Origin of the sequence: Streptomyces spirodelae (assembly GCF_017676385.1) — a bacterium.
In the GTDB taxonomy this organism is placed as follows: domain Bacteria; phylum Actinomycetota; class Actinomycetes; order Streptomycetales; family Streptomycetaceae; genus Streptomyces; species Streptomyces spirodelae.
In genome coordinates this window covers 162183-187611 of sequence record NZ_JAFFZN010000002.1, presented here as the reverse complement: position 1 = coordinate 187611, position 25429 = coordinate 162183, and the positions used below count along the sequence as shown (strand labels likewise).

Below are 25429 nucleotides of genomic sequence, written 5' to 3'. Positions count from 1 at the left end.
TGCCGGTAAGGGGCGGTCTCCATGGGAGGCCGCCCCTTACATGTGCGCTCATGCGCTCATGCACTGGTGCGCTCATGCACTGGCGCGCACTGGCGTGCGCGCTGCTACGCGGAACCCCGGGCATCGCCCCTGCCGTAATCGGAGGTCTCGTAGCTGGTGTAGAACGAGGCCGCCGCGTCGTCTCCGCCGTGCCCCTGCGACTCGGCGCGCCGCAGCCGATCGGCCATCGCGGGGGTTGCGTCCAGCCGCACACCGGCGTCCCGTGCCGCCCGCGCGATGAGTTCGGCGTCCTTGCGGGCGCCGGAGAGCGGGAAGCTGGCCTCGTAGGCGCCCTCCAGGATGAGCCTGGCCTTCGCCTGCAGGTAGGGCGCGTCCAGCGGGCCCCCTGCGACGGCACCGAGGAAGTCGTCGGCCTCGACACCGAGCCCTTCGGCGAGCGCGAGCGTCTCGGCGGTGCCGTTGATGAGGGTGAGCACCCAGTTGTTGACCACGAGCTTGAGGCGGCTGGCGGCACCGGGCTCCTGGCCGAGCCACAGGGTCCTGGTACCGATGGCATCGAAGACGGGAGCCGTCCGTTCGCGCACGAGCGCGCTGCCCGAACCCCCGGAGACCAGGACGGTCAGCTCCCCGGCCTCGGCGGGCGCCTTGGTGCCCAGTACGGGAGCGTCCAGGAAGCGCAGCCCGTGCGCCTCGGCGAACTCGGCCAGCGGCGCCAGTCCGGCGGGCCCCACCGTGCTGGCCTGGACCCACACGGCGCCCTCGGCCAGGCCGGGCGCCGCCGCGCGCATCGCCGCCAGCACGGCGGGGCCGTCGTGGAGGGAGGTCAGAACGGTACCGGCGCCGCGTACCGCCTCGGCTGCCTCGTCGGTGACGGTGATGCCGTGGCCGGTCAGCGGTTCGGCGCGGGCGCGGGTGCGGTTCCAGGCACGGACCCGCAGCCCGGCCGCTGCGAGGTTGCGGGCCATGGCGGCGCCCATGGTGCCGGTGCCGAGCACTGCGACTGAGGTTTCGTCAGGCATGCGGGATTCGTCAGGCATGCGGGAACGGTAGGCGTTCGAGCGCCCTTGAAGGCAAGCGGCACGCATACGCGCCTTCCGGCTTCAGGCGTGCGGCGTGCGACGGCGGGCCCCATGACCTGGTGTGGGCGGCCTCAGACGACCTGGCGCGGGCGGCCTCAGACGACCTGGTGCAGCCAGCGGACCGGCGCGCCCTCTCCGGCGTAGCGGAACGGCTCCAGTTCGTCGTCCCAGGGCTTGCCCAGCAGCTTGGAGATCTCGGCCTCCAGCTCGCTCTCGCCCCGGCCCGCGCGGGCGACGGCGGCGCGCAGCCGGTCCTCGGGGATGAGGATGTCGCCGTGCATACCGGTGACCGCGTGGAAGATGCCGAGGTCCGGGGTGGAGCTGTACCGCTCGCCCTCGGCCGTCGCACACGGCTCGGCCGTCACCTCGAACCGGAGCAGATGCCAGCCGCGCAGCGCGGAGGCGAGCTTGGAGGCGGTGCCGGGGTCCCCCTGCCAGGAGAACTCGGCACGCCAGGTGCCGGGAGAGGCGGGCTGTCTGATCCAGTCGAGGTTGACGCGCGCGCCCAGCACGCCCGCGACGGCCCACTCGACGTGCGGGCACAGGGCGCGGGGCGCCGAGTGGACGTACAGAACTCCACGTGTCGTCACCGGGACCTCCAGTGCGCTCCGAGGGTCGCCACCGGGCGGCCTCGATCACCTACCGGTCACGCGCCGGAAAAGCGCCTGACATTTTGCACCACCGGTCACTTTCCTATCAGCTCCCGAGGTTACGAATAGTAAACACCATTGCGCCCAATTCTCTCCGAAAGGGACAGTATGTGACGCGAGGTAATATTTACCAGTCGCTGTGCCGGTCGGCTCACCCGCTCACCGACCACGGCACAAGCTATCGCGAGGCGGCGCACGGTGGGTGACGTACCGTCGGTTGGGCACGGGCGAAACAGGGGGTCGGATGACGGAGAGCCGCAAGCCGGGGAACGCACGTCCACTGAGCGCGCGCCCCACCGCGCCGAAACGGTCCCGCACCACCGCGATCTGCGCTTTCGCCCTGATGACCCTAGCGGGTCTGGTGCTCGCAGTGGCGTGCGGCAGCTTCCCCGGTGGAGGCGACAAGCGCGGCGCGCAGCGCGCCGAAGACTCCTCACGCCCCCACCCGAAATCCACCCCACGGCGGATCTGGGACCGCGCCCCTGACTCACTGGCAGCGGTCGGTGACTCCATCACCCGTGGGTTCGACGCATGTTCCCTGCTGGCCGACTGCACCAAGGTGTCCTGGTCCACCGGCACGGCGAAAGGTGTCGACAGCCTGGCGCGGCGGCTGCTGAGCGATCCGGAGAAGGAGAGCTGGAACTACGCGGCCAGCGGCGCGGTGATGGCCGACCTGCCCGCACAGATGCGCCGGGCCGCCGCACACAAGCCGGACATGGTGACCGTGATGAGCGGCGCCAACGACGCCTGCCGCCCCACGGTGGAGCAGATGACCCCCGTGGCGGACTTCCGTGCCGACTTCCGCGAAGGGCTGCGAACGCTGCGCAGCGAGACGCCCAAGACGCAGGTGTACGTCTCCAGCGTCCCCAACCTCAAGCGGCTGTGGCGGGAGGGCAGGAAGAACCCGATAGGGCAGCGGGTGTGGGGGCTCGGCATCTGCCAGTCGATGCTCAAGGACCCGCAGTCGATGGCCACGGCCGACCAGGAGCGGCGGCAGCAGGTCTACGACCGGGTGGTGGCCTACAACTCCGTGCTCAAGCAGGAGTGCGCCAAGGACCTGCGCTGCCGCTACGACAACGGGGCGGTCTTCAACTACCGGTTCACGGGGGCCGAGCTGAGCAACTGGGACTGGTTCCACCCCAGCAAGGAGGGCCAGCGCAGCCTCGCCGAGCTGGCGTACGGGCAGATCACCGCGCGACGCTCCGCCAGGTAGCCGCCGGGCAGCACCGCGCGGTCAGCACCATCGGGGACGCCGGCCCGGGGCCGGGCCGCGGAGCACCGCCCACGCTGCGGCGCTCGCGGCCCGGAAACGGGAGCCGGATCAGGCGACGTGCAGCGCGACCTCGATGTTGCCGCGCGTGGCGTTGGAGTACGGGCAGACCTGGTGGGCCTTCTCCAGCAGATCCTTCGCCGTGGCCTCGTCCACATTGGGGATCGTGGCCCGCAGGGCGACGGTGAGGCCGAAGCCACCCTCCGGCGTGTTGCCTATGCCGACCTCGGCGGTCACGGTCGAGCCGGATATGTCGGCACCCTCCTTGCGGGCGACGACGCCGAGCGCACCCTGGAAGCAGGCGCTGTACCCCGCGGCGAAGAGCTGCTCGGGGTCGGTGCCCGCGCCGCTGCCGCCCATCGCCTCGGGCGGGTTGACGACGACGTCGAGCTGGCCGTCGTCGCTGGCCACGCGGCCGTCACGGCCGTTCTCGGCGGTGGCGACGGCGGTGTACTTGACGTCGATCGGCTGTATTGCCATGGATGTCCTCCTGTTGATGGCACGACCGGGGGAACTCGCGCCCAGGTTCCCGCCGGTGCGGGCACCAGCGTAGGCGCTCGGTGCGCGGGCGGAGCAGGGAGCCCGGCCGGGAGCCCCGTCCGGCCAGGGCTCAGGCATCCAGGGTGACGATCATCTTCCCGACGTTCTCGCCGCGCAGCAGGCCCAGGAAGGCGTCCAGGGCGTTGTCGATGCCCTCGGCCACAGTCTCCCGGTACTTCAGCTCCCCGGAGCGCACCCAGGGGGCGACCTCCTCGACGAACTTGGGCTGGAGGTCGTAGTGGTCCATCACCAGGAGCCCCTCCATACGGAAGCGCTTTGCGATGATCTGTGCGAGATTGCGCGGGGCCGGGGTGGGCTCGGTGGCGTTGTACTGCGAGATCATTCCACACACCGCGATCCGGCCGTGCACGTTCATGGCGGCGATGGCGGCCTCGAGATGGTCACCGCCGACGTTGTCGAAGTAGACGTCGATGCCGCCCGGTGCCGCCTCCTTGAGCTGTTCGGCGACGGGGCCGTTCTTGTAGTTGAAGGCCGCGTCGAAGCCGTACTCGTCGGTCAGCACCTTGACCTTCTCGTCGGAGCCCGCCGAGCCGATCACCCGGGAGGCGCCCTTGAGCCGGGCGATCTGGCCGACCTCGCTGCCGACGGCGCCGGCCGCGCCGGAGACGAAGACGGCGTCACCCGGCTTGAAGTCGGCCACCCGGAGCAGACCCGCGTAGGCGGTCAGGCCCGGCATACCCAGCACACCGAGATAGGTGGAGAGCGGGGCGGCCTCGCCGTCGACCTTGGTGGCGTACTTGGCCCGCAGCGTGGCGTACTCCCGCCAGCCCAGGTCGTGCAGCACATGGTCACCGGGTGCGAAGCCGGGGTCCTCGGAGGCGAGTACGACGCCGATGGCGCCGCCGGTCATCGGCTCGTTCAGTTTGAAGGGCTCCACGTAGGACTTCGCCGCGCTCATCCGGCCACGCATGTACGGGTCCACCGACAGATGGATGTTCCGCACAAGGATCTGCCCCTCGGCCGGGGCGCGGACCGGCTCTTCCCGCAGCGCGAAACCGTCCGGTGTGGGCCAGCCCTGCGGCCGCTCGGTCAGATGCCAGGCCCGTCCGGTGGCCGGGATCTGATGCGCGGCGGAGTCGGGGGATACGGATGAGGTCACGGTGTCGCCTCCTGCAATTGCTTCAGGTACTGAAACAACCATGCTCCTGGATATTTCATGTTGTCAAGCATTGCGCTAGGCTGGTCGCATGGCAGCAGCGGAGAGTCGCACCCCGGACGCGCTCACCATCGAGGTGGCCGAGCTGATCGGCACGGTGGTCGCGCGCTATCACGAGGAGTACGAGCTGGCCGCTGCCGAGCACGCGCTGACCGGTGCGCAGGCCCGGGTCCTGGCCCTGCTGGCACGGGAACCCACCCCGATGCGGCAGCTCGCCCGCCACCTCAAGTGCGAGCCGTCGAACGTGACGGGCATAGTCGACCGTCTCGAGTCGCGCGGGCTGGTGGAGCGCAGACCCGACCCTGCCGACCGCCGGGTGAAGATCGCAGCGGCCACCGAGGAAGGGCGCGACACAGCGGCGCGGCTGCGCGGCGAGCTGGACTTCGCCGGCGAACCCCTCCAGGAGCTCACGCTCGCCGAGCGAAGGCTGCTGCGCGATCTGCTCAAGCGGATGCTGGGCGAGCCCCCGCGCTGAGCCCGGCCACCAGCAGGTCGAGACCCGCCCGGAACTCCTCGGTGCGGTCCCCCTGCGCCGAGGCTGTGGCGATCTCCACGACGCGCGGATAGCGCTCCGCCGGGAGCGTCCGGCCGCGTTCGATCACCTCCTGGGCCGAGCCGCCCGTCAGGCTGAAGGAGTCGGCCCCGGCCTCGCCCTGCGTGAAACCGATGACGAACCCGGTCACCAGCCGGAAGGCAACCAGCAGATCCCGGCCGGATCTGCCGCTTTCGGCCAGGGCCTCCAGCATCCGCTCCCCGAAGTCGAGGGTCGCCTCGTCGGTGGTCCGGCGCGCCACGATCAGCGGTACCACCTGGGGGTGGCTGCGGATGGTGGACCAGTAGGACTCCGCGAGGGCACGCACCTCCTCGCGCCAGTCCGCCGCGGGCTGCGGCGGGTAGTCGGCGTGCCGGACGACCGCCTCGATGACCAGCGACTCCAGCCCTTCACGCCCGTCCACGTAGTTGTAGAGCGTCATCGGGCCGGTACCGAGCCGTGCGGCGAGCGTGCGCATCGAGAGGCCGCCCAGCCCCTTCTCGTCGGCCAGCTCCAGCGCCGCCGAGGCGAGTTGCTCCCTGCTGAACTTCTTCGGTGCGGGCACCGGATATCCACCTTTCCGACTTTCCCGATCTGTCCGCTCGCATCATCGGCAGAGCGGGGGTTGACTACGTACGGCGTACGTGTTGCACTGAGATCCGATCACGTACACCGTACTTGATGAGGGGGCGGCGATGACCGCGGTGGATCTGTTCTCTTCCATGTTCCGGCTCGGCCCGGCAGGCGACGTCCGCGCCGAGGAGCGCCGGATGTCGCCCGACCTGGACGGCTGGACGGTGATGACGCTGCACGTCGAGAGCGACGCCGAAGCCCACCCCGAGTCGTGGGAGCAGCACAGGGACGGTGAGGAGGTGCTGTGTGTGCTGACCGGCGCGGTGCGGATCTACTTCCGCGCGGAGGACGACCCGCAGGACCCCGACGGGGAACTGGTGGCCAGACTCACCCCGGGCACGGCATTCGTCATACCCCGGGGCCGGTGGCACCGTACGACGGTCGAGGAGCCGAGCGACATCATGGCGTTCTCGCGGATAGCCGGGACGCGCATGGAGCGGCGCGCCGGCTGGTGAGCGGCAGCAGGGGCCGGCGTGGTGGCCGCTGCCCTGCGCTAGGGCGGTCCCAGCTCGCCGCGTAACCGCATCGACCGCAGCACCAGTTCCAGCTCGAAGCGGCTGTCCGGGTCGTCGATCTCGTCGCCCCACAGCTCGCGGATCTGGCGCAGCCGGTAGCGCACCGTCTGGGGGTGCACCCCCAGACGTCCGGCCACTTCCGGGGCGCCCCCGCGGGTCTCCAGCCAGGCCAGCAGAGTCTCGGCCAGCCGGCGGCGGTGGGCGGGGCCGCAGGACTCCAGCGGCGCCAGTCTGTGCCGGGTCAGCCCGGCGATCAGCTCCTCGGGCGGCAGCAGTACAAGGGCCTCGGTGTGTTCGGTGCAGTAGAGCAGGTCCCCGCCCGGCAGCAGCCCGCGCTCCATCAGCCCGACGGCGGCCTGGGCCCAGCCCAGCGACTTGGCGGCCTCAGCCAGCGGCACCGGAGGCCCCACAGCGCCGGACCAGCCGGCGATGGCGCGGCGCAGCAGCTCCGGTCTGCCGGGTGCCTCCGGTTCGGGCACCACCATGCGGGGCTGCTCGCACTCCATGTCGAGCAGCACCTCGTCCCCCACGGCGGGCGGGACGGCCGAGCGGGCGGGGCGCACCAGGACGGCGACGGCGACCGTCTGCGGCAGCCGCCAGCCGATGCGGGCGGCGCGGTCGGCGAGCAGATCGGCGCGGTCGGTGCCGCCGCGAGGAGGGTGGTCGGACAGCAGCAGATCCAGCAGTCGGCGCTGGAGGCGCAGCCGCTCACCGGCCTGCCGTGCCGCGGCCTCCGCGTAGCCGCGCACCGACTCGGCCACCAGGCCGTCGAGGTACTGGAACCCGGACTCGGCCAGCTCGTACATCGCGGGCGGCGGAATCTCCATCTGGGTGCCGATCTCGGCGAAGCGGCGCCAGGCCAGCCGGATGCCGAGCCGGTAGATGGCCTGCAGCGAGTCGAGGCTGCGCCCGTGGAGGACCTCACCGCGGCCGAACTCCTGGAAGACCTGCGGCGGCACGTGGGGGGCCTCCAGACCGGTGGCCAGGTTCTCCACGAAGTGCTCCAGCGCGCGCCGGATTCCGACGAGCGCCATCGGCTCGCCCGAGTCGTCCAGCACCAGCGGCAGGCCGGGGTACTCACGCCGGATGGCGGAGAGGATGTCCTGGGCGAGCACCGGCACCTCGGCCATGGCGCGCTCGGCGAACTGCCGTACCCGCAATGGTGGTACGTCCTGCCAGGCCGAGCGGGCGGGCGCGGACGTCACCGTCACTCACCCGGCGCGGCGGAGGACGCCGAGGGCGCGGCCCCGTCCCGGTCGCCCGGGGAGGGGGCGGGGCTCTTCGACGGGCTCGCGGACTCGCTCGGTGAAGCCGACGGCGGCACCGACTCGCCGAGTCCGGGGACCTCGTCCGGCGACGAATGGAAGTGCACCAGCGGCACGTTGGGCTGCTCGGGTGTGGCGTCGAGCGCGGCGACGATGCCGAAGCCCGTACCGACGGCGAGACCGGCGGCGGCCACGCAGACGAGCGTGGCGGCGAGGAGTCTGTGCATGGCGGAGGCGAACCTCTCTTCGTGGGTGCCGTGGTGGCCGTTACCCGCCGCGCCAAGGCGCGACTGTCCGGTGTGACGGCCCCGCCCCAGGAGCCAACCCCTTGTGAGTTGCCGAGTGTCGATGGGCATTGACTCCGTGTCAAGCGACGGCCTACGGTTTCCGGCCCATACGGACCGTCCAGACGAACCGACCGTTCCCTTCACGTGGTTGGGCGGCCCGTCATCGAACGTGCACTTCCCCGTCGTAGCGCCGCACCTGCCGCAGGACCGACCTGTGTGCGGGCCAAGACCACCCTCGGAGTGCCCCGTCATGCGCCGTTCCGCATCGCCTCTCGGCCTGGTCCTGCTGGGCCTGGGCGTCTTCCTGCTCGTGCTCTCTCCCATGCTCGCCTGGTACGTCGAACCACGCGCCAAGCGCACTCCCACGGATGTGAACATCACCTCTGTCTTCACCGGCACCGGCACCTATTTCGACCAGCAGGAACTCAAGCCCAGGAGCGGCCAGAAGCTGACCGTGACCCGCCGCGTGCTGGGGGATGTCGCGGCCAGTGAGAAGAGCGGGCGAGCGGTGTGGAACGTCTCGCAGACCATCGACAATCCCAGGACCCGGAAGCTGGACGACCCGCGCAAGTCGTTCCAGTGGACGACCGAGCGCCTGGTGACCGACCGCAAGAGCAACCGGCCGGTCGACTGCTGCCGTGCCAAGCCGAAGAACATCGCCGGAGAGGCGTATCTGAAGTGGCCCTTCGACGTGGAGAAGCGCGACTACGCCTGGTGGGACAGCAGCCTGGGGGCGACGGTTCCGCTGCGCTACAAGGGCGAGGCGAAGGTGCAGGGCTACCAGGGGCTGCGGTTCTCCGGCACGGTGGAGCCCACCCGGGCCGGCACCCGGCAGGTTCCCGGCGTTCTGGTGGACCGTCCCGACAGCGGCCAGGTGAACGCCGAGGAGTGGTACTCGAACTCGGGCCTGGACTTCGTCGTCGACCAGCGCACCGGCCGCATCCTCTACGCGGCCACGGGGCCGAAGCTGGTGCTGCGCGCGCCGGGCGGCAAGGCCGACAAGGTGACGCTGCTGCAGAGCGACAAGCTGGCCTTCACCGAGAAGACCCAGCGGGAGGCCATCGGCCTGGCCAAGGACGACAACTCCCGGCTGCGGCTGGTCGGCAGCGTGGCTCCCATCGGTGCGGTGACGGCCGGCGGGGTGTGCGCGGCGTTGGGGGCCGTACTGGTTGCCAGGCGACGCCCGGCCCCGTCGGCGGCAAATGGTTGAACACGCGACAGAGCGCGAAGTGATGAAGCATCAGCCTCATTCCGGAGCAAAATTGTCACTCCGGTGAGTAGCCACCCTCGAACGCAGCGGCGAACACTGAGCCATCCGACGCGCACCGCCCCGCACAGTCCGCGCGCACGGCCCCCGCAAGACCTTCCCACCCCTTGCGAGTCACCTCCCTGCCGCAGCACCCCTACCGCAACACCCCTACCGCAGCTCCCCCCTTACCGCAGCACACCCCTACCGCACCTCCCCACCGCATCCTGAGACGAGTTGGAGCACCGATGCCCCAGCACGTACAACCCTCCCTGGTCCCCCCACACGACCGGCACGCAGCGCTCGCGCCCGCGCCCGCCACCGGGCGGGGCTCCACCCCGCGCAGGCAGCGTCCGGCCGACCCAGGGTCCCCGTCCCCCCGCCGCATCGTCTTCCTGGCGCGGCGCGATCTGGGCAATCCGGCCGCCGGCGGCTCCGAGCTGCTGATCGACCGGATAGCCGAGGGGCTCACCCACCACGGCCATCAGGTCACCCTGCTGTGCGGCGGCCCGGCCGCCTACCGCGACTACCGCGTCGTGTCGGCGGGCGGGGACGCCACCCACTTCCTGCGCGCCCGCAGCGCCTTCTCCCGGCAGGTGGGCGACTGCGACCTGCTGGTCGAGGTCTGCAACGGCATGCCCTACCTCGCGCCGCTGTGGCACCGCGGGCCGACGCTCTGTTTCGTCAACCATGTGCACACCGACCTGTGGGGCATGCGCTACCCGGCGCCCGCCGCACGGCTCGGCCGGCAGCTCGAACACTGGGCGCTGGCCCGCAACCACCGGCACAACCTCAAGGTCGCCGTCTCCGGGTCGACCGCGCGGGCGCTGGCCGAGATCGGCGTGCCCGAGCAGGAGATCCGTATCGTCCCCAACGGTGTCGAGGAACCCGGCCCGCCGCACCCCAAGGCGCCCGAGCCGCTGTTCCTGGCGATGGGGCGGCTGGTCGAGTACAAGCGGGTCGATCTGCTGCTGCGGCTGTGGGAGCGGGTCAGGCCGGTCACCGGCGGCCGGCTGGTCATCGTCGGCGACGGCCCCGAGCGATCCGCGCTGGAGGCCATGGCCGGGCCGGACGTCACCTTCACCGGGCACATCGGCGAGGGCGAGAAGCACCGGCTGCTGTGCCGCTCCTGGCTCCTGCTGCACCCCTCGCTGGTGGAGGGCTGGGGACTGGTCGTCACGGAGGCCGCCGCGCGCGGCACTCCGGCGATCGGTTTCGACATCCCCGGACTGCGCGACTCCGTGGAAGACGGGGTGACCGGGCTGCTGGCGCGCGGTGAGAGCTCCTTCGCCGCGCACTGGTGCGCTCTCGCGTTGTCGGCCGAACGCCGGCTGGCGCTGGGCCACGCGGCAGAGCACAGAGCCGCCCAGTACCGCTGGGCACACACGGTGCGCAGCTTCCGGGCCGTCGCTGCAGAGGCGTACGCCCGCGCCGCAGACACTCCGGCAGCAGCCGGCCGCACCGACCCGGGCGCCGGGCAGCACTCCGGTCCCGGAAGCCCGCACGGCGCCCCGCGTCACGTCCCCCTGGGGCGGTGACAGGGCAGTGCGGGATCCCTCCATCAGACGATCCGTCGCGCTCTTCCGTGCCTTCCTGCGCGAGCAGTCCGACCCGGAGCACTGCTACGGCCTGCTCGCGCGGGACGCGGCCGGGCAGGTGGAGCGCTACATCCCGGTGGAGGGCCGCACTGTCGTGGACATCGGCGGCGGCAGCGGGCACTTCACCGAGGAGTTCCGCCGTCGGGGAGCGCACTGCTATCTGTTCGAGCCGGATGCAACGGAACTGCACGCGGGCGGGCGCAGACCGCGGGGCGCGGTGCTGGCAGACGGCTATCTGCTGCCGCTGGCCGACGGGGTGGCGGATGTGTGCTTCGCCTCCAACGTCCTCGAACACGTGGCGGACCCGCAAACGTTCCTGTCCGAGATGGTGCGGGTGACCCGCCCGGACGGGCTGATCTATGTGTCGTTCACCAACTGGCTCTCCCCCTGGGGCGGCCACGAGACGGCTCCCTGGCACTACTTGGGCGCCGACCGTGCCAGCGCGCGCTACCGGCGGCGTACCGGACGCGCTCCCAAGCACACCCTGGGCGTGAATCTGTTCGCCGTGCACATCGGCCCCACCCTGCGGCATGTGCGTGCCCGGGACGACGTCCAGCTCGTCGCAGCGCGCTCCCGCTACTGGCCGTTCCTCGCGGGCGCCGTCACCCGGGTGCCCGGACTGCGCGAGTTCGCCACCTGGAACCTCCTCCTCATCCTCCGGCGGTGTCCCTCATGACCACGACTGTCCAGGCGCCACCTCAGACCCCGGCCCCGCCCCCCGGGCCCGCTCCCGCACCGGAGCGGCCCAGGAGCCGGCGCTGGCTGTTCGGTTTCTGGGCGGTCGTCCTGGTCGCCTTCCTGGCCAAGTCGCCGGGGAAGATGACGTTCGAGACGAAGCTGGGCGTGGCGACCGACCCCTGGCAGTTCCTGGGGGACCTCGGGCAGCTGTGGCACGACCGGGGCGGGTTCGGCGGGATCGCCGACCAGTACGCCGGCTATCTCTTCCCCGCACTGCCGTACTACGGGCTGACCGACCTGCTCCAGATACCCACCTGGCTGGCCGAACGGTTGTGGATGTCGCTGATCGTCTCGGCGGCGTTCTGGGGCGCGCTGCGGCTGGCCGAACGGCTCGGCGTCGGCACCGGCCCCACCCGGCTGACGGCCGCCGCGGTCTACGCCCTGTGGCCCACCTACACCATCGTGATCGGTTCCACCTCGGCCGCGGCGCTGCCGGGCGCCGTACTGCCATGGGTGCTGCTGCCGCTGACCTCCGCCCTGCTGGCTCCCCGGGTGGCGGCTGCCCGCTCGGCGCTGGCGATCCCCTTCATGGGCGGCGTCAACGCGGCCTCCACGCTGGCGGCTCTGCTGCCGGCGCTGCTGTACGTCGCCACTCGCACCGGACGCACCCGCCGCACCCTGCTGGCCTGGTGGCTCCCCGGCGTCGTCCTGGCCACCATCTGGTGGTGGGTGCCGCTGCTGCTGCTCGGCACGTACGGCGAGGACTTCATGCCGTACGTGGAGAACGCCGAGACGACCACGAGCACCATGTCGGCCACCGAGATGCTGCGCGGCAGTGGCAACTGGACCGCCTATCTGCACTTCGGCGAACCCTGGCTGCCCGCCGGGTGGTCGGTCGCGGCGGGCCCGCTCGCCATCCTGGGCGGCGCTTTCGCGGCCGCGCTGGGTCTGGCCGGGCTGGCTCGGCGCGACCTGCCGGAGCGCCGCTGGCTGCTGCTGACGACCGTGACGGTCACCGGCATCATGCTCGCCGGATACGGGGGAGCGCTGGGCGCGCCGTTCGCCGAGCAGATCCAGGGCTGGCTGGACGGCTGGCTGCGCCCCTTCCGCAACATCTACAAGTTCCAGCCGGGACTGGCCCTCGTGCTCGCCCTCGGTCTCGCGCATCTGACCGCCGTCGTTCCCGGTACCCGGGGCAGCAGAGCCGCCAGAGGCGCCGACGGCTCGGGGCCACCGGGACGCGGACTGCTGCTGTGGGTGGCGACGCTTGCCGTACTGCCGGGGCTGTGCCTGCCGTACGTCACCGGGGACGTCCTGCAGCCGGGCGCCTTCGACAAGCTGCCCAGGCACTGGCAGCAGACGGCGGACTGGCTGGAGAAGCACAGCCCGCACACCCGCGCCTACGTCACACCCGCGACCGCACACGGCGTGTACACCTGGGGCTCCCCCATCGACCAGCCGCTGGATGTGCTCGCCGAGTCCCCCTGGGCGCAGCGCGACTACGTGCCGTTCGGCACGCCGGGCAACCGCAGGGCGACCGACGCGGTGGAGCAGGCCCTGATGAGCGGCGGCGAAGTGCCCGGCCTGGCCGACTTCCTGGCCCGCGCTGGCCTCTACGACGTGGTCGTACGCAACGACCTCGATCCTGACCAGCTGGGCTATGTGCCGCCGCAGATCGTCAAGCGCACCCTGGAGGCTTCCGGCTACCGGAAGGTGAAGGCTTTCGGCCCGACGCTGACCGGGGGCCGTATCCCCGAGGGAACGCCCGTGCAGGTCGCGGGCTTCTACCCGCGCCAGCGTGCCGTGGAGATCTACCAGCCGACCGGAACGGCACGCCCGGACAGAGCGGCGCTCAAGCCGGTGTCCCGGACGGCCGAGGTCAGCGGCGGCCCGGAGGCGCTGCTGCCGCTGGCGGGCGACCCGCGGATCAAGGGCAGGCCGACCGTGCTGACCGGCGACAACCACCCCGGTCTCGGCACCCCGGCTCTCCAGGTCAAGGGCGACGGCCTGCGGCGCGCGGACACCCGCTTCGGGCTGGTCAACACCAACACCTCGTACACCTACTCCGCCACCGAGCGGAACCATCCCGACAGCGTGCAGCAGCCCGGCGAGAAACCGAAGCAGATCCTCCCGGCCGAGGGCACCCGGCACCAGACGACGTCGGTACTGCGCGGCGCCAAGTCGGTGACGGCCTCCAGCAGCGGCAACTGGCTCTTCCACCTGCCGCAGTACGAGCCGGTCGGCGCCTTCGACGGCAATCCGGACACCGCCTGGGCCGAGGGCACGGCGGGAGAGCCCGAAGGCCAGTGGATCAAGGCCGAGTTCCGCGGGAGCGTGGACATCCCACGCCGGATCGAGGTGACTCCGCTGCCCGGTGACGCCACCCGGGCAGCCCCCACCCGGGTGCGGGTGGAGACCGAGCACGGCAGCGCCTCCAGCTTCCTGCGGCCCACCGGTGAACGGCAGCAGATCAAGGCACCGCGGGGTGCGGCACGGTGGCTGAAACTGACCATCACTCAGGCACAGTCGCCGCGCGCCGGGCTGTCCGGTGCCGGGTTCTCCGAAATCAGCATCCCCGATGTGCAGGTGACGCGGCTGTTGAAGCTCCCCGCGGACGCCGAGAAGGCCGGTGCGGACAGTGAGCTGATCTCCCTGCACCGGGGCGACGATCCCGGCGGCCTCTCGCCGGTCGCCGCCGAGGTGGGGCTGCACCGGAAGTTCACCACTGCCGCGAGCTCGGACTACGACATACGGGCACGAGCACTCCCCGTGCCGGGCGGCGAGCTGGACCGGCTGCTGGACGAGGCGGCACCCGGGTCGCGCGACCGGATCACCGCGTCGGTCGACTCCACGGCCAGAACCGGCACCTCGCTCGGCGCGCGCAATCTGGTGGACGGAAACCTCTCCACCGCCTGGATCGCCGGGGACAAGCCGACCATCCGGCTCGAGTGGCCCGGGAAACGGAAGATCGACGAGATCGTCCTCGCCCCGGCCGGCGGCATCTCAGCGGCGGCCGAGGAGGTGCGGATCAGCTCGCCGGACGGCGCGACGACAGCCGCGGTCGACAAGAACGGCCAGGCCCGCTTCGAGCCGATCGAGACGGACAGGATGACGCTCACGGTCACCAGGACCAAGCAGCTCACCGTGCACAACCCCGTCGCGGACCGGAAGCTCCAGCTGCCCGTCGGGCTGAACGAGGTCTATCTGCCCGCACTGGACGACTTCCGGGTGCCCGCCCCCGACGCCGACCAGAAGTTCGAACTGCCCTGCGGCAAGGGCCCGGTACTCGCCGTGGACGGCACCTTGCACGCCACCAAGGCGGCCGGCACGGTGCGCGACCTGACGCAGCGCCGCCCCATCGATGTGGAGCTGTGCGCCGGCGAGGCCGAGGACGGCAGCCTCGAACTGGCCGCCGGAGCCCACACCGTGGAGAGCGGGGACACAGGCCCGCTGGCCATCACCGATGTGACGCTGGGCAGCGGCGAGGAGGGAGCTGTCCCGCAGGCCACCGGGGGCGGTGACGCCGCTGCGGAAGCGGGTGCCTCAGCGGAGACCGAGGACCGCAAGAGCGCCGTCCGCGACTGGGCGGGTGACGAGCGCACCGTCGAGGTGGGCGACGGTCCCGACGCCTACCTCCAGATGTACGAGAACGCCAACGACGGCTGGAGGGCCACCCTCAACGGCAAGGAGCTGCGTCCTGTGCGGATCGACGGCTGGCAGCAGGGTTTCCTGGTGCCGGCGGGTGCGACGGGCACGGTGAAACTGGAGTACCGGCCCGCCACCTGGTACCACGCCGGGTTCGTCGCGGGCGGGCTGGGAATCGCCGCCCTGTTGAGCCTCGCCTTCATCGGCGTGCGCCGTGGTACGCCGCTGGGCGGGGAGCGCCCCGATCCGGTGCCCGCACCCGGCCGGGTCCTCGGCACAGTGGTGCTCACCCTGGTGGTCGCGCTCGTCGCGGGCCCGTACGCGCTGGTGGTGCCCGCGCTGGCGGTGGCGGCGCGGCTCCGTCCCAGGGTGCTGGCGCCGGTGGCGCTGGTGGCCATGGCCGGTGCAGGGGTGCTCGCAGCGCTGGGCGCCGGATCAGCCCTCGCTGACGGGCGGGGCGCCTTCGGGCACGCGGCGCAGGCGCTGGCTCTGCTGGCACTGGCCGCCGCGCTGGTGACGCTGCCCGCCAGGGAGCCGGAGCCCGCCCTCGTCTCCGAGCGGGGCCCCGGGGCCTCCGAGCAGGGCCCAGGAGCCGCCCAACCGCCCTCAGGAACCGCTGAGCCGCCCCCTGGAGCCCCGGAGACGCAGCCGTTGGCCCCCGAGGCCGGGCCGCCGCCCCCGGCCGCGCCACCCGCGCCCTACGCCCCGCCGCACGGCGGTGGCGGGCAGCACGGCGGGCAGCAGCAGCCGTACGACCCGGAAGCCGCGACGGCGCAGTTGCCGCCCGTGCCATCCGCCGCGTACGGCGAGCACTCCACGGCCCTTCCGGAATCCCCCGCCCCGCCCGACGATCCGCGGCCCGACCCGCGGCAGGCCCGCCGGCACGATCCGGACGAGGGGGAGGGAGCCGCCCCATGACACCACCGCACAAGGGCATGGGCACCACAGGCGCGTCGGTACCAGCCGTCGTCTCGGGCGGGGCGGCGCCGAAGGCGTCAGCGGCGGGCGCGCCCGGTGGGGGCAGGTCCCGCGCAGAGCAGCGCATTGCGTTCCCCACCGTCGACGAGATCACCCGGCACTGTCTGGACGACGACGAGCCGGAAACGGTGCATGTGGAGATCCATCTGCCCGGACTGCCCGATCCTGACCGGCTGCGTGCCGCGTTCGCCGAGGCGATGCGGCGGCACCCGCGCATCCTGCTGCGGCAGGCGCCCACCCGCTGGTGGGCACCCAGGTACGAATGGGTGCTGACCGAACGTCCCGACCGGGACCCGGTCTCCTTCCCCGGCGGCACCCTGGAGGAGGCGCGCTGCCGGGCGCTGGCCCAGTGCCCGTCGCTGAATGCCTCACCGCCGTTCCGCGCCGAGGTGATCGAGCAGCACGGGGGCGGGTGCGTGCTGCTGGTGACGATCAACCACACGGCGCTCGACGGCCCGGCGTGCCTGCGGGTGGTGGCGACAGCGGCCGAACTGTACGGCGGCGCCGACAACTCGCCCGCGCCACCGCCCGTACGGACCGCCCCCGCCCAGCAAGGCGGCGCGGACGGGCAGCCTTCGCCGGGCGGGCGCTTGTGGACGCGTCCCGCCCGCGTGGCGGCGGACAGCCGGCATCCGGCAGCGCCCGGCAACGGCATGCTGATCGCCGAACTGCCGGTGCCCGCGCGGCCACCCCGCACCCCGGGCGAGCCGGCTCCCTACACCGTCAACGACCAGCTGTTGGTGGCCACCTGGCTGATGGTGGCCCGCTGGAACAGCGCCCATGAGCGTCCCGTACGTCCGGTGCGGGTCACCATGCCGGTCGACGACCGGCCCCGCACCCCGGAGATGCCGATCGGCAACGGCACCCGGCTGGTGGAGGTCACCTTCGGGGCACAGGAGCGTGAACTGCACCGGGTGCTGACGGGCCCCGGCACACCCGACCGGGAGGCTGTCGAGCGGCTGCTGCGGGCGACCGCGGCGCGGACCCGCGCGTTGAAGTCCGTACGCCGTCCCCAACTCGGTTTCAGCGGCGATCTGCTGACCACCCCGCTGCTGCCCGTGGGACTGCGCGCGGCAGGCATCCGTACGCTGCGCAGGGCTGCGGGTCCATGGGCCTCCACCACTCTGCTGTCCAACATCGGCCGCATCCCCTACCCGCTGGACTTCGGTGACGCGGGACGCGCTCGCGCTGTGTGGTTCTCGGCGCCGGCCAAGGTGCCGCGCGGACTGTCGGTGACGACCGTCTCGACAGGCGGACGGCTCCAGTTGGCGCTGCGCTGGTCGCACGCCCGGCTGGACGACAGCGCGGGAGAGCGCCTCGGCACACTGTTCGCCGAGGCGCTGGCCGCCACCTCCCACCCGCCCGGCGAGGCCCCGAGCGAGACGGCGGGACCGGACGAGGAGCCCGCGCCGTGAGCGGCGGCACCAGCAGCCTCCGGCAGCTCTACGAGGACCCCGCGACGCCGGTCGCCTCCGGAGGGGACCGTGCGCGCCGCCAGGCGGCGATCCTGGCGCGCGCTCTGGGCACCACCCCCTCCACGGTCCTGGACATCGGCTGCGGTGACGGCAGCGCGGCGGCCACCGCCGCCCGTTCGCTGCCGGGGCACCGCCTCGTGGGCGTCGACTGGTCACAGGACGCGCTGCGCCGCGCCTCGTCCCGTCTGACGGCCGTACGGGGCGAACTGTCGGCGCCCGGCCTGCCCTTCGCGACCGGCTCGGCCGACGCGGCGCTCTTCTCCGAGGTGATCGAGCACCTGGTGGACCCGGACGCCGCGCTGGACGAGCTGCACCGGGTGCTGCGCCCGGGCGGACATCTGCTGCTGTCCACCCCGAACCTCGCCGCCTGGTACAACCGGGCACTGCTGTTGCTGGGCACCCAGCCGGTCTTCTCCGAGGTGTCGCTGCGCGGCATCCACGGCCGCCCCGGCTCGCAAGTGGTCGGCCACCTGCGGCTGTTCACCGCGCGTGCGCTGCGCTCGATGCTGCCTGCGGCCGGTTTCCGCGTCGTACGGATCACCGGGGCGCCGTACCACGACGTGCCACGTCCGCTGCGCGGCCTGGACCGCGCCGCCTGCCATGTTCCGTCCCTGGCCTCCATCCTGCTGGTGCACGCGCGGGCGGTCCCACGGCGCGACGGGCCGCGGGGCTCGGGGGCACCACGCCGGGAGCCGCCCGGGGAGGAGGGCGTCTGATGCTCTGGGGCGTCGCGGCGGCGCTGTTGGCCAATCTGCTCTTCAGCGCGGGCTTCGTCATCGAGAAGCGGGCGCTGGGCTCGCTGCCGCCGCTCTCCGCCGGACACCCCGCCAGGCTCGTGCTGCACCTGCTGCGCAGTCCGCTGTGGATGGCGGGTGCCGCCTCGCTGCTGCTGGGTTTCGCGGCGCAGCTCGCCGTCTACCGCACGCTTCCCCTGGTGGCCGCCCAGGGACTCTTCGTCACCGGCCTGGTGATGCTCCTGCTGCTGTCCGCGCTCTTCCTCGGGGAGCGGTCAGGCGGGCGCGAACGGCGGGGGATGGTGGCCATTCTGGCCGCACTGCTGATGATCGTTCTCTCACTGCACGACAGCTCCGAGACGATCAGCAAGCTGGCGCCCGCGCCGGTACTGCTCGTCATCTGCCTGCCGTCCCTGGCGCTGGGGCTGGCCCTGTTCCTGTCGGCGGAACGGCGCTCCCGGCGGCGCCACCGGCTGCCGACGGCCGGTGTGCCCTACGGAGTCGCGGTGGGCTTCCTGTACGGGGTCAGCTCGCTGGCCATCAAGGGTGTCGCCGGGCTGCTCGATCCCGACGACCCGGGCGGCACTGTGACGGCGCTGCTCACCTCGCCGTACCCGTACCTGCTGCTGTTCACCGGTTCGACGGGGCTGGTGCTCTCGCAGACGGCGCTGCAGCGGTGCCGCGCTTCCCTCGTCGTGCCGGTGTGCACCACGGTGAACTTCCTCTACGCGACAGTCAGCGGCACCGTCGCCTTCGCCGAGCCGCTGCCCGACGAGCCGCTGCGGCTCGCCCTGCGGCTGGGCGGCGCGGCGCTGGCCGTCTGCGTCCTGATCCTGCTGCCCCGCCACGAGACAGGCACCGCGACGGGCGCTCCACAGTCGCCCGGTACGGAGCCGGCACCCGGGCCCGTACCGAAGGCTCTCCCTCCCGCCGGGCGTCCGCTGTCGGCGACGCTGCCGCCCGCGCACCCCGAAGACGCACCCGAAAGGCAGTGACCATGCCCCCCTTCTGTGCCGACGACCCCCTGCTGAAGATCCTCGCCTGCCCGCTGGACAAGGGGCCGCTCACCCTGCTCCAGCCCGAGGAGGCCCTCTACAACCCGCGCCTGCGCCGCCGCTATCCCATCGTGGACGGGATTCCCCAACTGCTCCCCTCCTCCGGCGAGCAGGTCGGCGACGAGGAGCACCGGCGGCTGCTGAAACGGCTCTCCGAGCCGGAGGCACCCTCCTCATGACGCTCGCCTCCCGGATCGGCCCGCACCTGCCCGCACGCCTGCTGACGGCCGCGACCGACCTGCTGTACCCGCGCTTCGAGCCGGAACTGGGACGGCTGGCCGACTTCTGCCCGCGCGGCGGCACAGCTGTCGACGTAGGCGGCTGGTACGGCCCGTGGACACGGCGGCTGGCCCGGCGCGCCGACCGCGTCGTCACCCTGGAGCCCGTCCCCCATCTGGCGCGCCGGCTGCGGGCCACGGCGCCGCCGCGCACCGAGGTCCTCCAGGCGGCGGCCAGCGACCACTCGGGGACGGCCACACTGTGGCTGCCGCCGGACGGACGCGGCGACCGTGGTGTCTCCTCCCTGGTACGTCGGGAGGTGCACCAGGCGGCCCTCGACGTGCCCTGCCTGCCGCTGGACGAACTCGCCCTGACCGAGGTCACCCTGCTGAAGATCGATGTGGACGGGAGCGAGCTGGCCGTACTGCACGGCGCGGAGGCCACTGTCGTGCGCGAGCGGCCCGCTCTCTTCATCGAGCTGGAGTCGCGCATCCAGCCGCTGGCACCGGTGCTTACTGTGCTGTCGTCCCACGGGTACACGGGCTGGGTGCTGCCCGGTCGCACCTGGGTGCCGCTGGCCGACTTCGATCTGGCCGCACACCAGCGGCGCACCGCGCATGTCGCCGAGCACGGACTGCTGCGCCGCTCGCTGGCACCGCACCGGCGGTATGTGAACTCGGTGCTGTTCCTTCCGGCTGGGCGCAGACCGGGCCACCAGGGCTAGGCAGGACGCGCACCGTCAGGGGCGCGGGGAACTGCCCGACAAGCCGCAACGGGCCCGCAGACCGCGCACCTCGGGCAGGGGCAGTTTCAGGCCGTCTTACGCGGCCGCGTGGACTTCTTCGCGGCTGTCTTCTTCTTGGCCGCCGCCTTCTTCGGGGCAGCAGCCTTGGAGCCCGTCTTCTTGGCGGCCTGCTTGGACGCGCCCTGCTTGGCGGCGGTCTTCTTGGCGGCGGCCTGCTTGGATGCGGCCTTCTTGGAGGCAGCGGTCTTCTTGGCTGGTGCCTTCTTCGCAGGCTGCCGGTCCGACAGCTCGTGCACCGTCGCCTCGCCCTCCTGGCGGCCGCTTCTGGCCTCCTGGACGCTGCGCTCCAGCACGGACATCAGGTCCACCAGCTTGCCGCCGCCCGCCTCGGCCCTGCGGCGCAGTTCCTCCCCGGGCGGCTCGGCGCCCTCCACCTTGGCCCTCACGAGCTCTTCCAGCGCCTCGCGGTACTCGTCCCGCAGGTCGCTCCAGTCCAGTTCGCCGAGCGTCTCCATCAGGGTGTCGGCCAGATCGAGCTCTGCGTCCCGCACCTCCACCTGTCCCTCGGGCGCCACTCCGCCGACCGCGCGGATCTCGTCGGGCCACAGCATGGTGTGCAGCGCCAGCGCGTCCTCGTACACGCGCAGCATCCCCAGGCTCTCCCGGGCGCGCAGCGCCAGCTTGGCGACGGCTACCTTGCCGGATCTTCGCAGCGCCTCGCGCAGCAGCACATACGGCTTGTCGGCGCGCTTGCCGTCGGCGGCCAGATAGTAGGAGCGGTCGAGCTGGATGGGGTCGATCTCCTCGGCAGGTACGAAACCGAGGATCTCCACCGTCTTGGCGGTGGGGAGCGGAAGCGCTGCCAAGTCGTCGTCGGTCAGCAGCACCGTGCGGCCCTCTTCGGTCTCGAAGCCGCGGCCGATCTCCTCGCGCGGCACCTCCTCCTCGTCCAGCTCGCACACCTTGCGGTAGCGGATACGGCCCCCGTCTGCCGTGTGCACCTGGTGGAAGGAGACGCTGTGGTTCTCGGTGGCGGACACCACCTTGATCGGGATCGAGACCAGCCCGAAGGAAATGGTCCCTTTCCAGATTGAACGCATACTTTGTCCCTTCTATGGGACTCTCAGGGTATGCCGCACACGGAGATCGGGGGCCACCGTCTGGCCCTCAGCAACCTCGACAAGGTGCTCTATCCGGCGACGGGTTTCACCAAGGGCGAGGCGATCCACTACTACGCCTCGATCGCCCCTGTCCTCCTCCCCCACCTCGACGGACGCCCCCTCTCCTTCCTGCGCTATCCGGACGGCGTCGAGGGCGAGAAGTTCTTCACCAAGCACGTTCCGCCGGGCACCCCCGACTGGGTGACGCGGCGCAAGATCACCGTCGTCAGCAGGGAGCCGCTGCACCAGGTGCTCATCCAGGACGAGGCGACCCTGGTGTGGGCGGCGAACCTGGCGGCGCTGGAACTGCACACCCCGCAGTGGCAGTCGGACCACCAGGCCGAGGCGGACCGTCTGGTCTTCGACCTCGACCCGGGCGAGGGCGCCGACATCCTGGACTGCCGCCGGATCGCCGACTGGCTGCGCGAGCGCACCGGCGCCGACGGCCTCACCCTGCTGCCCAAGACCTCCGGGTCCAAGGGACTGCACCTGATCGCCGCCATCGAGCGCACCCCCTCCGACCAGGTCTCGGCATACGCGAAGAAGCTCGCCCAGGAGGCCGAGGCCGAGCTGCCCGAGCACGCGGTCAGCAAGATGGCCAAGAACCTGCGCCCGGGGAAGGTCTTCGTGGACTGGTCGCAGAACAACCAGGCGAAGACGACGGCAGCCCCCTACACCTTGCGCGCAAAGGAGCGCCCCACCGTCTCCACGCCGCTCACCTGGGAGGAGCTGGCCGCCGCCAGGAAGCCGCAGGACCTGGTCTTCGTCAGCTCCGACCTGCCGCCGCGGATCGACGAGTGCGGCGACCTGCTGGCCCTTCTGCTGGAGGGCGGCGGGGACGGGAGCGGCCGGGGCCGCATCCCCGGGTGACCGCCCGCCACACCCCGGCCGCCCGTCACGCCCCGGCCGCCCGCCGGCTCGTCGGCCTCAGCGGCCGCTCCTTCGCATCAGCCGAGACCCACCGCCTCAGTGGGCCTCGGCTCAGTGGGCCTCGGCGCCCCAGTCGCTGCCCGCACGGGCACGGTGGTCACGGACCGTACGAACCCGGTCGCTCACCGGCGAAGGGAGCCGGTCCTGAACGGCGTCGGCCGCCTTGGTGGCCGCCTGCCTCCCGCTGAGCGCCGCGGCCTCCCCGGCATTGCGTACCGCCGGGTTCTCCGCGATCCTGCGCACGCCCTTCATGATCTGCTCGTAGCGCTCGCGTCCCGCGCGGGCGCCGAGCACATAGCCGACGGCCAGTCCGGACACGAACGTGAGCCGGTAGCGCATAGCTTGCCCCTTCTCTCGGCTGGTGGTCCTGCTGCCGGTGCCCCGGCGGCAGCTACCGCCGTCGGGACCCTTGAGGGGTACCGCGTACGGGCGACAGCAATACCGATTTCGGAGCACCCCCTGGCATGCGCTAATGTATTCCTCACCGCAAGGGAGCGCCCCGGGGTTCCGGAGTGCGACCGACGAGACGGTCCCGTGTAGCTCAATCGGCAGAGCAGCCGGCTGTTAACCGGCAGGTTACTGGTTCGAGTCCAGTCGCGGGAGCAGCACCCGAAAGGGCCCCTTTCACAGGGGCCCTTTTTCGATGCCACCACTCACTCCTCCGGAGCTCCAGGGGGACGTTCTTCCGTTGTCCAGGGGAAGTTGGCCCCGACCGGGAACCGATCACCCCTGGTTCGCGGTCCTCACCTGCGTAGATCTCCCCCGGCGCGGGCGGCAGATCCTATGAACGGTTATGCTGCGGCAGACGGCGCGCACAGATGTGCGCGGTGCGCCGTTACGGGGCGGTAGCTCAGCCGGTTAGAGCAGCGGACTCATAATCCGTCGGCCGTGGGTTCGAGTCCCACCCGCCCCACTTCAGCACGACCCAGCAGAAACGTTCCACGCTGGACCTTGGGCGGGGCGCTCCGGACAACCGGGCGCCCCGTCCCGCTTTTCGGCGACAGACCGGCCGGACGCCGCCCCCTCACCGGTAACCCGTTCGGGACGCGAGCCGACCAGCCGCCCGCAAGCCGCCCCGCGCTCGCTGCGAGCGCCGCGCGAGCCACACGGAACGGCGCCGCAGCGGCCCCGCGCGCCCCTCCCCGGAGCCCCCAGCCGGCATGCGCAAGCGCTCGCGGGCCCCGACGCCTCTTCGGCGCCCCAACCGCATCCCCACCGACACCGGGGCGTCGCCATGCGGCACCGTCCGCCTCTCACAGCACACGTCAATGAAGGTTGACACGGCCCACCCTGTCATCTTAAGTTGACACCATGGCAGGAACGGAAGCGCACGAAGCCGATGAAGCGGTGCACACCGCACAGGCGGCCGTGCACCGCGACCCAGCGGTCGGACTGCGGGCTGTCGCCGCGCTGCGGCGGCTCGCGGAGCGCCTGGAGGCACTGCAGGTCGCGAGCGCGCGCCACCAGGGGTGGTCCTGGGACGAGATCGGCGCGGCCCTGGGTGTCAGCAGGCAGGCCGTCCACAAGAAGCACGCCAACCGGACAGAGAAGCGAACAGAGAACCGGACAGAGAAGCGAACAGGGAGGTAGGGCCGATGTTCGAACGGTTCAGCAAGGAGGCGCGGGACGTGGTGATCCGCGCCCAGGGTGAGGCCGGCTCGCTCGGGCACGACCGGATCGGCAGCGAGCACCTGCTGCTCGCCGCGCTGCACCATTCCGAGCAGCCAGGCGCGGCGACGCTCCTGCGGCTCGGCGTCACAGCGGCGTCGTGCCGGGCCGCGGTCGCGGGAGTGGTCACCGGGGCACACGAGGATCTCGGTCCGCACGACGCGGAAGCGCTGCGGGCATTGGGCATCGACCTGGAGGAGGTCCGCAGGCGGGCGGAGGAGTCCTTCGGCGAGGGCGCGCTGGAGAGCACGCCGGACCCCGGCCACACGGAGCGGCGACGCGGCAAGGACACCACCGCACTCATCCGGCACGTTCCGTTCGCCGCACGGGGGAAGACGGTTTTGAAGCAGGCGCTGCGCGAGGCGCTGGCGCGCAAGGACCGGCGCATCGGCGTGGCACACGTGGTGCTCGGCGTGCTCCGCGCCGAGGACAACATCTCCTGCGCCGTCTTCTCCCGGCTCGGCATCGAGCCGGAAGCGGTGCGCGCGCTGGTACTGGACGACCTGCGGGCGGCCGCTTGAGCCCGCTCCTGAGCCCGGAGACGCCCGCGTTGATGCGGCGTCAACTCACGGCGAAGGGAAGCGCGGTGGCGTACAACCCCTTGAGGGGGCGACGTGTCGTACTGGGTATCCCGCGCATCAGACCCATAGCTCGGATGCCCCGGATATCCCTGATGCGACCGTTCTTCGCCAAAGAGGGGGAAAAATCACTATGCGTTCCACACGCTTCTCCAAGGGCGCACTGGCCGCCGCGACCTCGGCGCTGGTGCTCCTGCCCGCCGGTGCGGCGTACGCCGGCAGCGGCCCGGCCACCCCGCCGTCCCACCCGCAGAAGCTGACCCGCTCCACCGCCCCCTCCCCCGACGGGAACCCGGCGAGCAAGCTGGCGCAGGCGGCGGGCGTGTGCGACGACGCCGTGCCGATCGGCACCCGTGGGCTGATCAAGCGCGGGTCGGAGACGATTGCCTCGGTCAAGCAGTTCTATTCGAAGAAGTGCAACGAGAACTACGGCTATGTGTGGGTGTGGGAGAGCTTCCGCAAGACCGCGGCTCCCTACGACATCACCGTCGGCGTCTACAGCTACAGCGACGACTCGGTGCATGCCGCCAAGGCATGGAAGGCCACCAAGCAGCAGGAGTTCTGGACGGACGGCGCGAACACGGTCGACCACTGCACCTCCGGTGTGGGCAGCCTGCGCCCGGCGGGCGCGCCGCACCCCTTCCAGGCGTACTCCGAGAAGCGCTGCTGACCGAAGCGCCTGCTCCCGTCCCAGGGCCCCGCGTCACCTCGGTGACTCGGGGCCCTTCCTCGTCCTGTGGCGGGGCTCCACAGCGCGCCGGCCCCGCGGCTC

General features: G+C 71.9%; 25 protein-coding genes and 2 tRNA genes. 18 read left to right on the top strand and 9 right to left on the bottom strand.

Translation table 11 applies throughout. The features are described from left to right. Positions 1–104: 104 nt before the first annotated feature. Together JW592_RS03125 and JW592_RS03120 are read right to left on the bottom strand one after the other, a co-directional pair. The gene (locus tag JW592_RS03125) at positions 105–1037 is read right to left on the bottom strand and encodes an NAD(P)-dependent oxidoreductase (protein WP_229375090.1); all 933 of its coding nucleotides are present in this window, start codon (positions 1035–1037) and stop codon (positions 105–107) included. A gap of 137 nt (positions 1038–1174) precedes the next feature. Then, positions 1175–1669 (bottom strand): DUF3145 domain-containing protein, encoded by a 495-nt coding sequence (locus tag JW592_RS03120; RefSeq protein WP_099880502.1) that lies wholly within the window; start codon positions 1667–1669, stop codon positions 1175–1177. Positions 1670–2072: 403 nt separating this feature from the next. On the opposite strand from JW592_RS03120, the gene JW592_RS03115 reads away from it, so the two are divergent. Beyond that, a complete protein-coding gene (locus JW592_RS03115) occupies positions 2073–2942 on the top strand; it encodes an SGNH/GDSL hydrolase family protein (RefSeq protein WP_229375089.1) in 870 nt (289 codons plus the stop codon). 108 nt (positions 2943–3050) lie between these two features. On the opposite strand, the gene JW592_RS03110 is transcribed toward JW592_RS03115, so the two are convergent. Continuing rightward, entirely contained in the window at positions 3051–3479 is a 429-nt protein-coding gene (locus tag JW592_RS03110; protein ID WP_209263287.1) for an organic hydroperoxide resistance protein, read from the bottom strand. A gap of 130 nt (positions 3480–3609) precedes the next feature. Continuing rightward, positions 3610–4659, bottom strand: coding sequence for an NADP-dependent oxidoreductase (locus JW592_RS03105; protein ID WP_209263286.1), 1050 nt, complete (start codon positions 4657–4659; stop codon positions 3610–3612). 88 nt (positions 4660–4747) lie between these two features. Here JW592_RS03105 and JW592_RS03100 point away from each other — a divergent pair, with 88 nt between their 5' ends. Continuing rightward, positions 4748–5191, top strand: a complete 444-nt coding sequence (locus JW592_RS03100; RefSeq protein WP_209263285.1) for a MarR family winged helix-turn-helix transcriptional regulator — start codon at positions 4748–4750, stop codon at positions 5189–5191. Here JW592_RS03100 and JW592_RS03095 read toward each other — a convergent pair. After that, a complete protein-coding gene (locus tag JW592_RS03095) occupies positions 5160–5813 on the bottom strand; it encodes a TetR/AcrR family transcriptional regulator C-terminal domain-containing protein (RefSeq protein WP_209263284.1) in 654 nt (217 codons plus the stop codon). The two genes, JW592_RS03100 and JW592_RS03095, sit on opposite strands and share 32 nt — an antisense overlap. Before the next feature lie 130 nt (positions 5814–5943). On the opposite strand from JW592_RS03095, the gene JW592_RS03090 reads away from it, so the two are divergent. Further along, the gene (locus JW592_RS03090) at positions 5944–6336 is read left to right on the top strand and encodes a cupin domain-containing protein (RefSeq protein WP_209263283.1); all 393 of its coding nucleotides are present in this window, start codon (positions 5944–5946) and stop codon (positions 6334–6336) included. Positions 6337–6374: 38 nt separating this feature from the next. Here the strand turns inward: JW592_RS03090 and JW592_RS03085 are convergent, their stop codons facing one another. Further along, entirely contained in the window at positions 6375–7601 is a 1227-nt protein-coding gene (locus JW592_RS03085; RefSeq protein ID WP_307805267.1) for a PucR family transcriptional regulator, read from the bottom strand. 2 nt (positions 7602–7603) lie between these two features. Then, positions 7604–7888: a hypothetical protein gene (locus tag JW592_RS03080; RefSeq protein ID WP_209263509.1), complete on the bottom strand. Its 285-nt coding sequence runs from the start codon at positions 7886–7888 to the stop codon at positions 7604–7606. Positions 7889–8198: 310 nt separating this feature from the next. On the opposite strand from JW592_RS03080, the gene pgfA reads away from it, so the two are divergent. The 9 genes from pgfA (at position 8199) to JW592_RS03035 (ending at position 20300) form a co-directional block, all read left to right on the top strand. After that, positions 8199–9158 carry a cell envelope lipid trafficking protein PgfA gene (gene pgfA / locus JW592_RS03075; protein WP_209263282.1) on the top strand — a complete coding sequence of 320 codons (960 nt, stop codon included), beginning with the start codon at positions 8199–8201 and terminating at the stop codon, positions 9156–9158. Positions 9159–9442: 284 nt separating this feature from the next. Beyond that, the gene (locus tag JW592_RS03070) at positions 9443–10732 is read left to right on the top strand and encodes a glycosyltransferase family 4 protein (RefSeq protein WP_209263281.1); all 1290 of its coding nucleotides are present in this window, start codon (positions 9443–9445) and stop codon (positions 10730–10732) included. Positions 10733–10739: 7 nt separating this feature from the next. Then, positions 10740–11468 carry a class I SAM-dependent methyltransferase gene (locus tag JW592_RS03065; protein ID WP_209263280.1) on the top strand — a complete coding sequence of 243 codons (729 nt, stop codon included), beginning with the start codon at positions 10740–10742 and terminating at the stop codon, positions 11466–11468. Beyond that, positions 11465–16033 (top strand): alpha-(1->3)-arabinofuranosyltransferase domain-containing protein, encoded by a 4569-nt coding sequence (locus tag JW592_RS03060; protein ID WP_209263279.1) that lies wholly within the window; start codon positions 11465–11467, stop codon positions 16031–16033. Before JW592_RS03065 ends, JW592_RS03060 begins: the two co-directional genes overlap by 4 nt. Beyond that, positions 16030–17508, top strand: coding sequence for a condensation protein (locus JW592_RS03055; RefSeq protein WP_209263278.1), 1479 nt, complete (start codon positions 16030–16032; stop codon positions 17506–17508). Before JW592_RS03060 ends, JW592_RS03055 begins: the two co-directional genes overlap by 4 nt. Continuing rightward, positions 17505–18284, top strand: a complete 780-nt coding sequence (locus JW592_RS03050) for a class I SAM-dependent methyltransferase (RefSeq protein ID WP_209263277.1) — start codon at positions 17505–17507, stop codon at positions 18282–18284. Before JW592_RS03055 ends, JW592_RS03050 begins: the two co-directional genes overlap by 4 nt. Then, positions 18284–19297, top strand: coding sequence for a DMT family transporter (locus JW592_RS03045; protein ID WP_209263276.1), 1014 nt, complete (start codon positions 18284–18286; stop codon positions 19295–19297). The genes JW592_RS03050 and JW592_RS03045 overlap by 1 nt, the downstream gene beginning before the upstream one ends. A gap of 2 nt (positions 19298–19299) precedes the next feature. Next, positions 19300–19536 carry a Trm112 family protein gene (locus JW592_RS03040; protein WP_209263275.1) on the top strand — a complete coding sequence of 79 codons (237 nt, stop codon included), beginning with the start codon at positions 19300–19302 and terminating at the stop codon, positions 19534–19536. Further along, a complete protein-coding gene (locus JW592_RS03035) occupies positions 19533–20300 on the top strand; it encodes an FkbM family methyltransferase (protein WP_209263274.1) in 768 nt (255 codons plus the stop codon). Before JW592_RS03040 ends, JW592_RS03035 begins: the two co-directional genes overlap by 4 nt. A gap of 86 nt (positions 20301–20386) precedes the next feature. On the opposite strand, the gene ku is transcribed toward JW592_RS03035, so the two are convergent. Beyond that, a complete protein-coding gene (ku, locus tag JW592_RS03030) occupies positions 20387–21421 on the bottom strand; it encodes a non-homologous end joining protein Ku (protein WP_209263273.1) in 1035 nt (344 codons plus the stop codon). Positions 21422–21451: 30 nt separating this feature from the next. On the opposite strand from ku, the gene ligD reads away from it, so the two are divergent. After that, complete coding sequence (gene ligD / locus JW592_RS03025) at positions 21452–22351, top strand: non-homologous end-joining DNA ligase (protein WP_209263272.1); 900 nt, start codon at positions 21452–21454, stop codon at positions 22349–22351. A 111-nt stretch (positions 22352–22462) separates the two neighbouring features. On the opposite strand, the gene JW592_RS03020 is transcribed toward ligD, so the two are convergent. After that, positions 22463–22750 (bottom strand): YtxH domain-containing protein, encoded by a 288-nt coding sequence (locus JW592_RS03020; RefSeq protein ID WP_209263271.1) that lies wholly within the window; start codon positions 22748–22750, stop codon positions 22463–22465. 191 nt (positions 22751–22941) lie between these two features. On the opposite strand from JW592_RS03020, the gene JW592_RS03015 reads away from it, so the two are divergent. From JW592_RS03015 to JW592_RS02995, 5 genes are all read left to right on the top strand, one after another. Beyond that, positions 22942–23014, top strand: a tRNA-Asn gene (locus JW592_RS03015). A 236-nt stretch (positions 23015–23250) separates the two neighbouring features. Next, positions 23251–23324, top strand: a tRNA-Ile gene (locus JW592_RS03010). 398 nt (positions 23325–23722) lie between these two features. Next, entirely contained in the window at positions 23723–24001 is a 279-nt protein-coding gene (locus tag JW592_RS03005; RefSeq protein ID WP_209263270.1) for a helix-turn-helix domain-containing protein, read from the top strand. Positions 24002–24006: 5 nt separating this feature from the next. Then, positions 24007–24600 carry a Clp protease N-terminal domain-containing protein gene (locus JW592_RS03000; RefSeq protein WP_209263269.1) on the top strand — a complete coding sequence of 198 codons (594 nt, stop codon included), beginning with the start codon at positions 24007–24009 and terminating at the stop codon, positions 24598–24600. 190 nt (positions 24601–24790) lie between these two features. Then, positions 24791–25327, top strand: coding sequence for a hypothetical protein (locus JW592_RS02995; protein ID WP_209263268.1), 537 nt, complete (start codon positions 24791–24793; stop codon positions 25325–25327). The last annotated feature ends 102 nt before the right edge of the window (positions 25328–25429 follow it).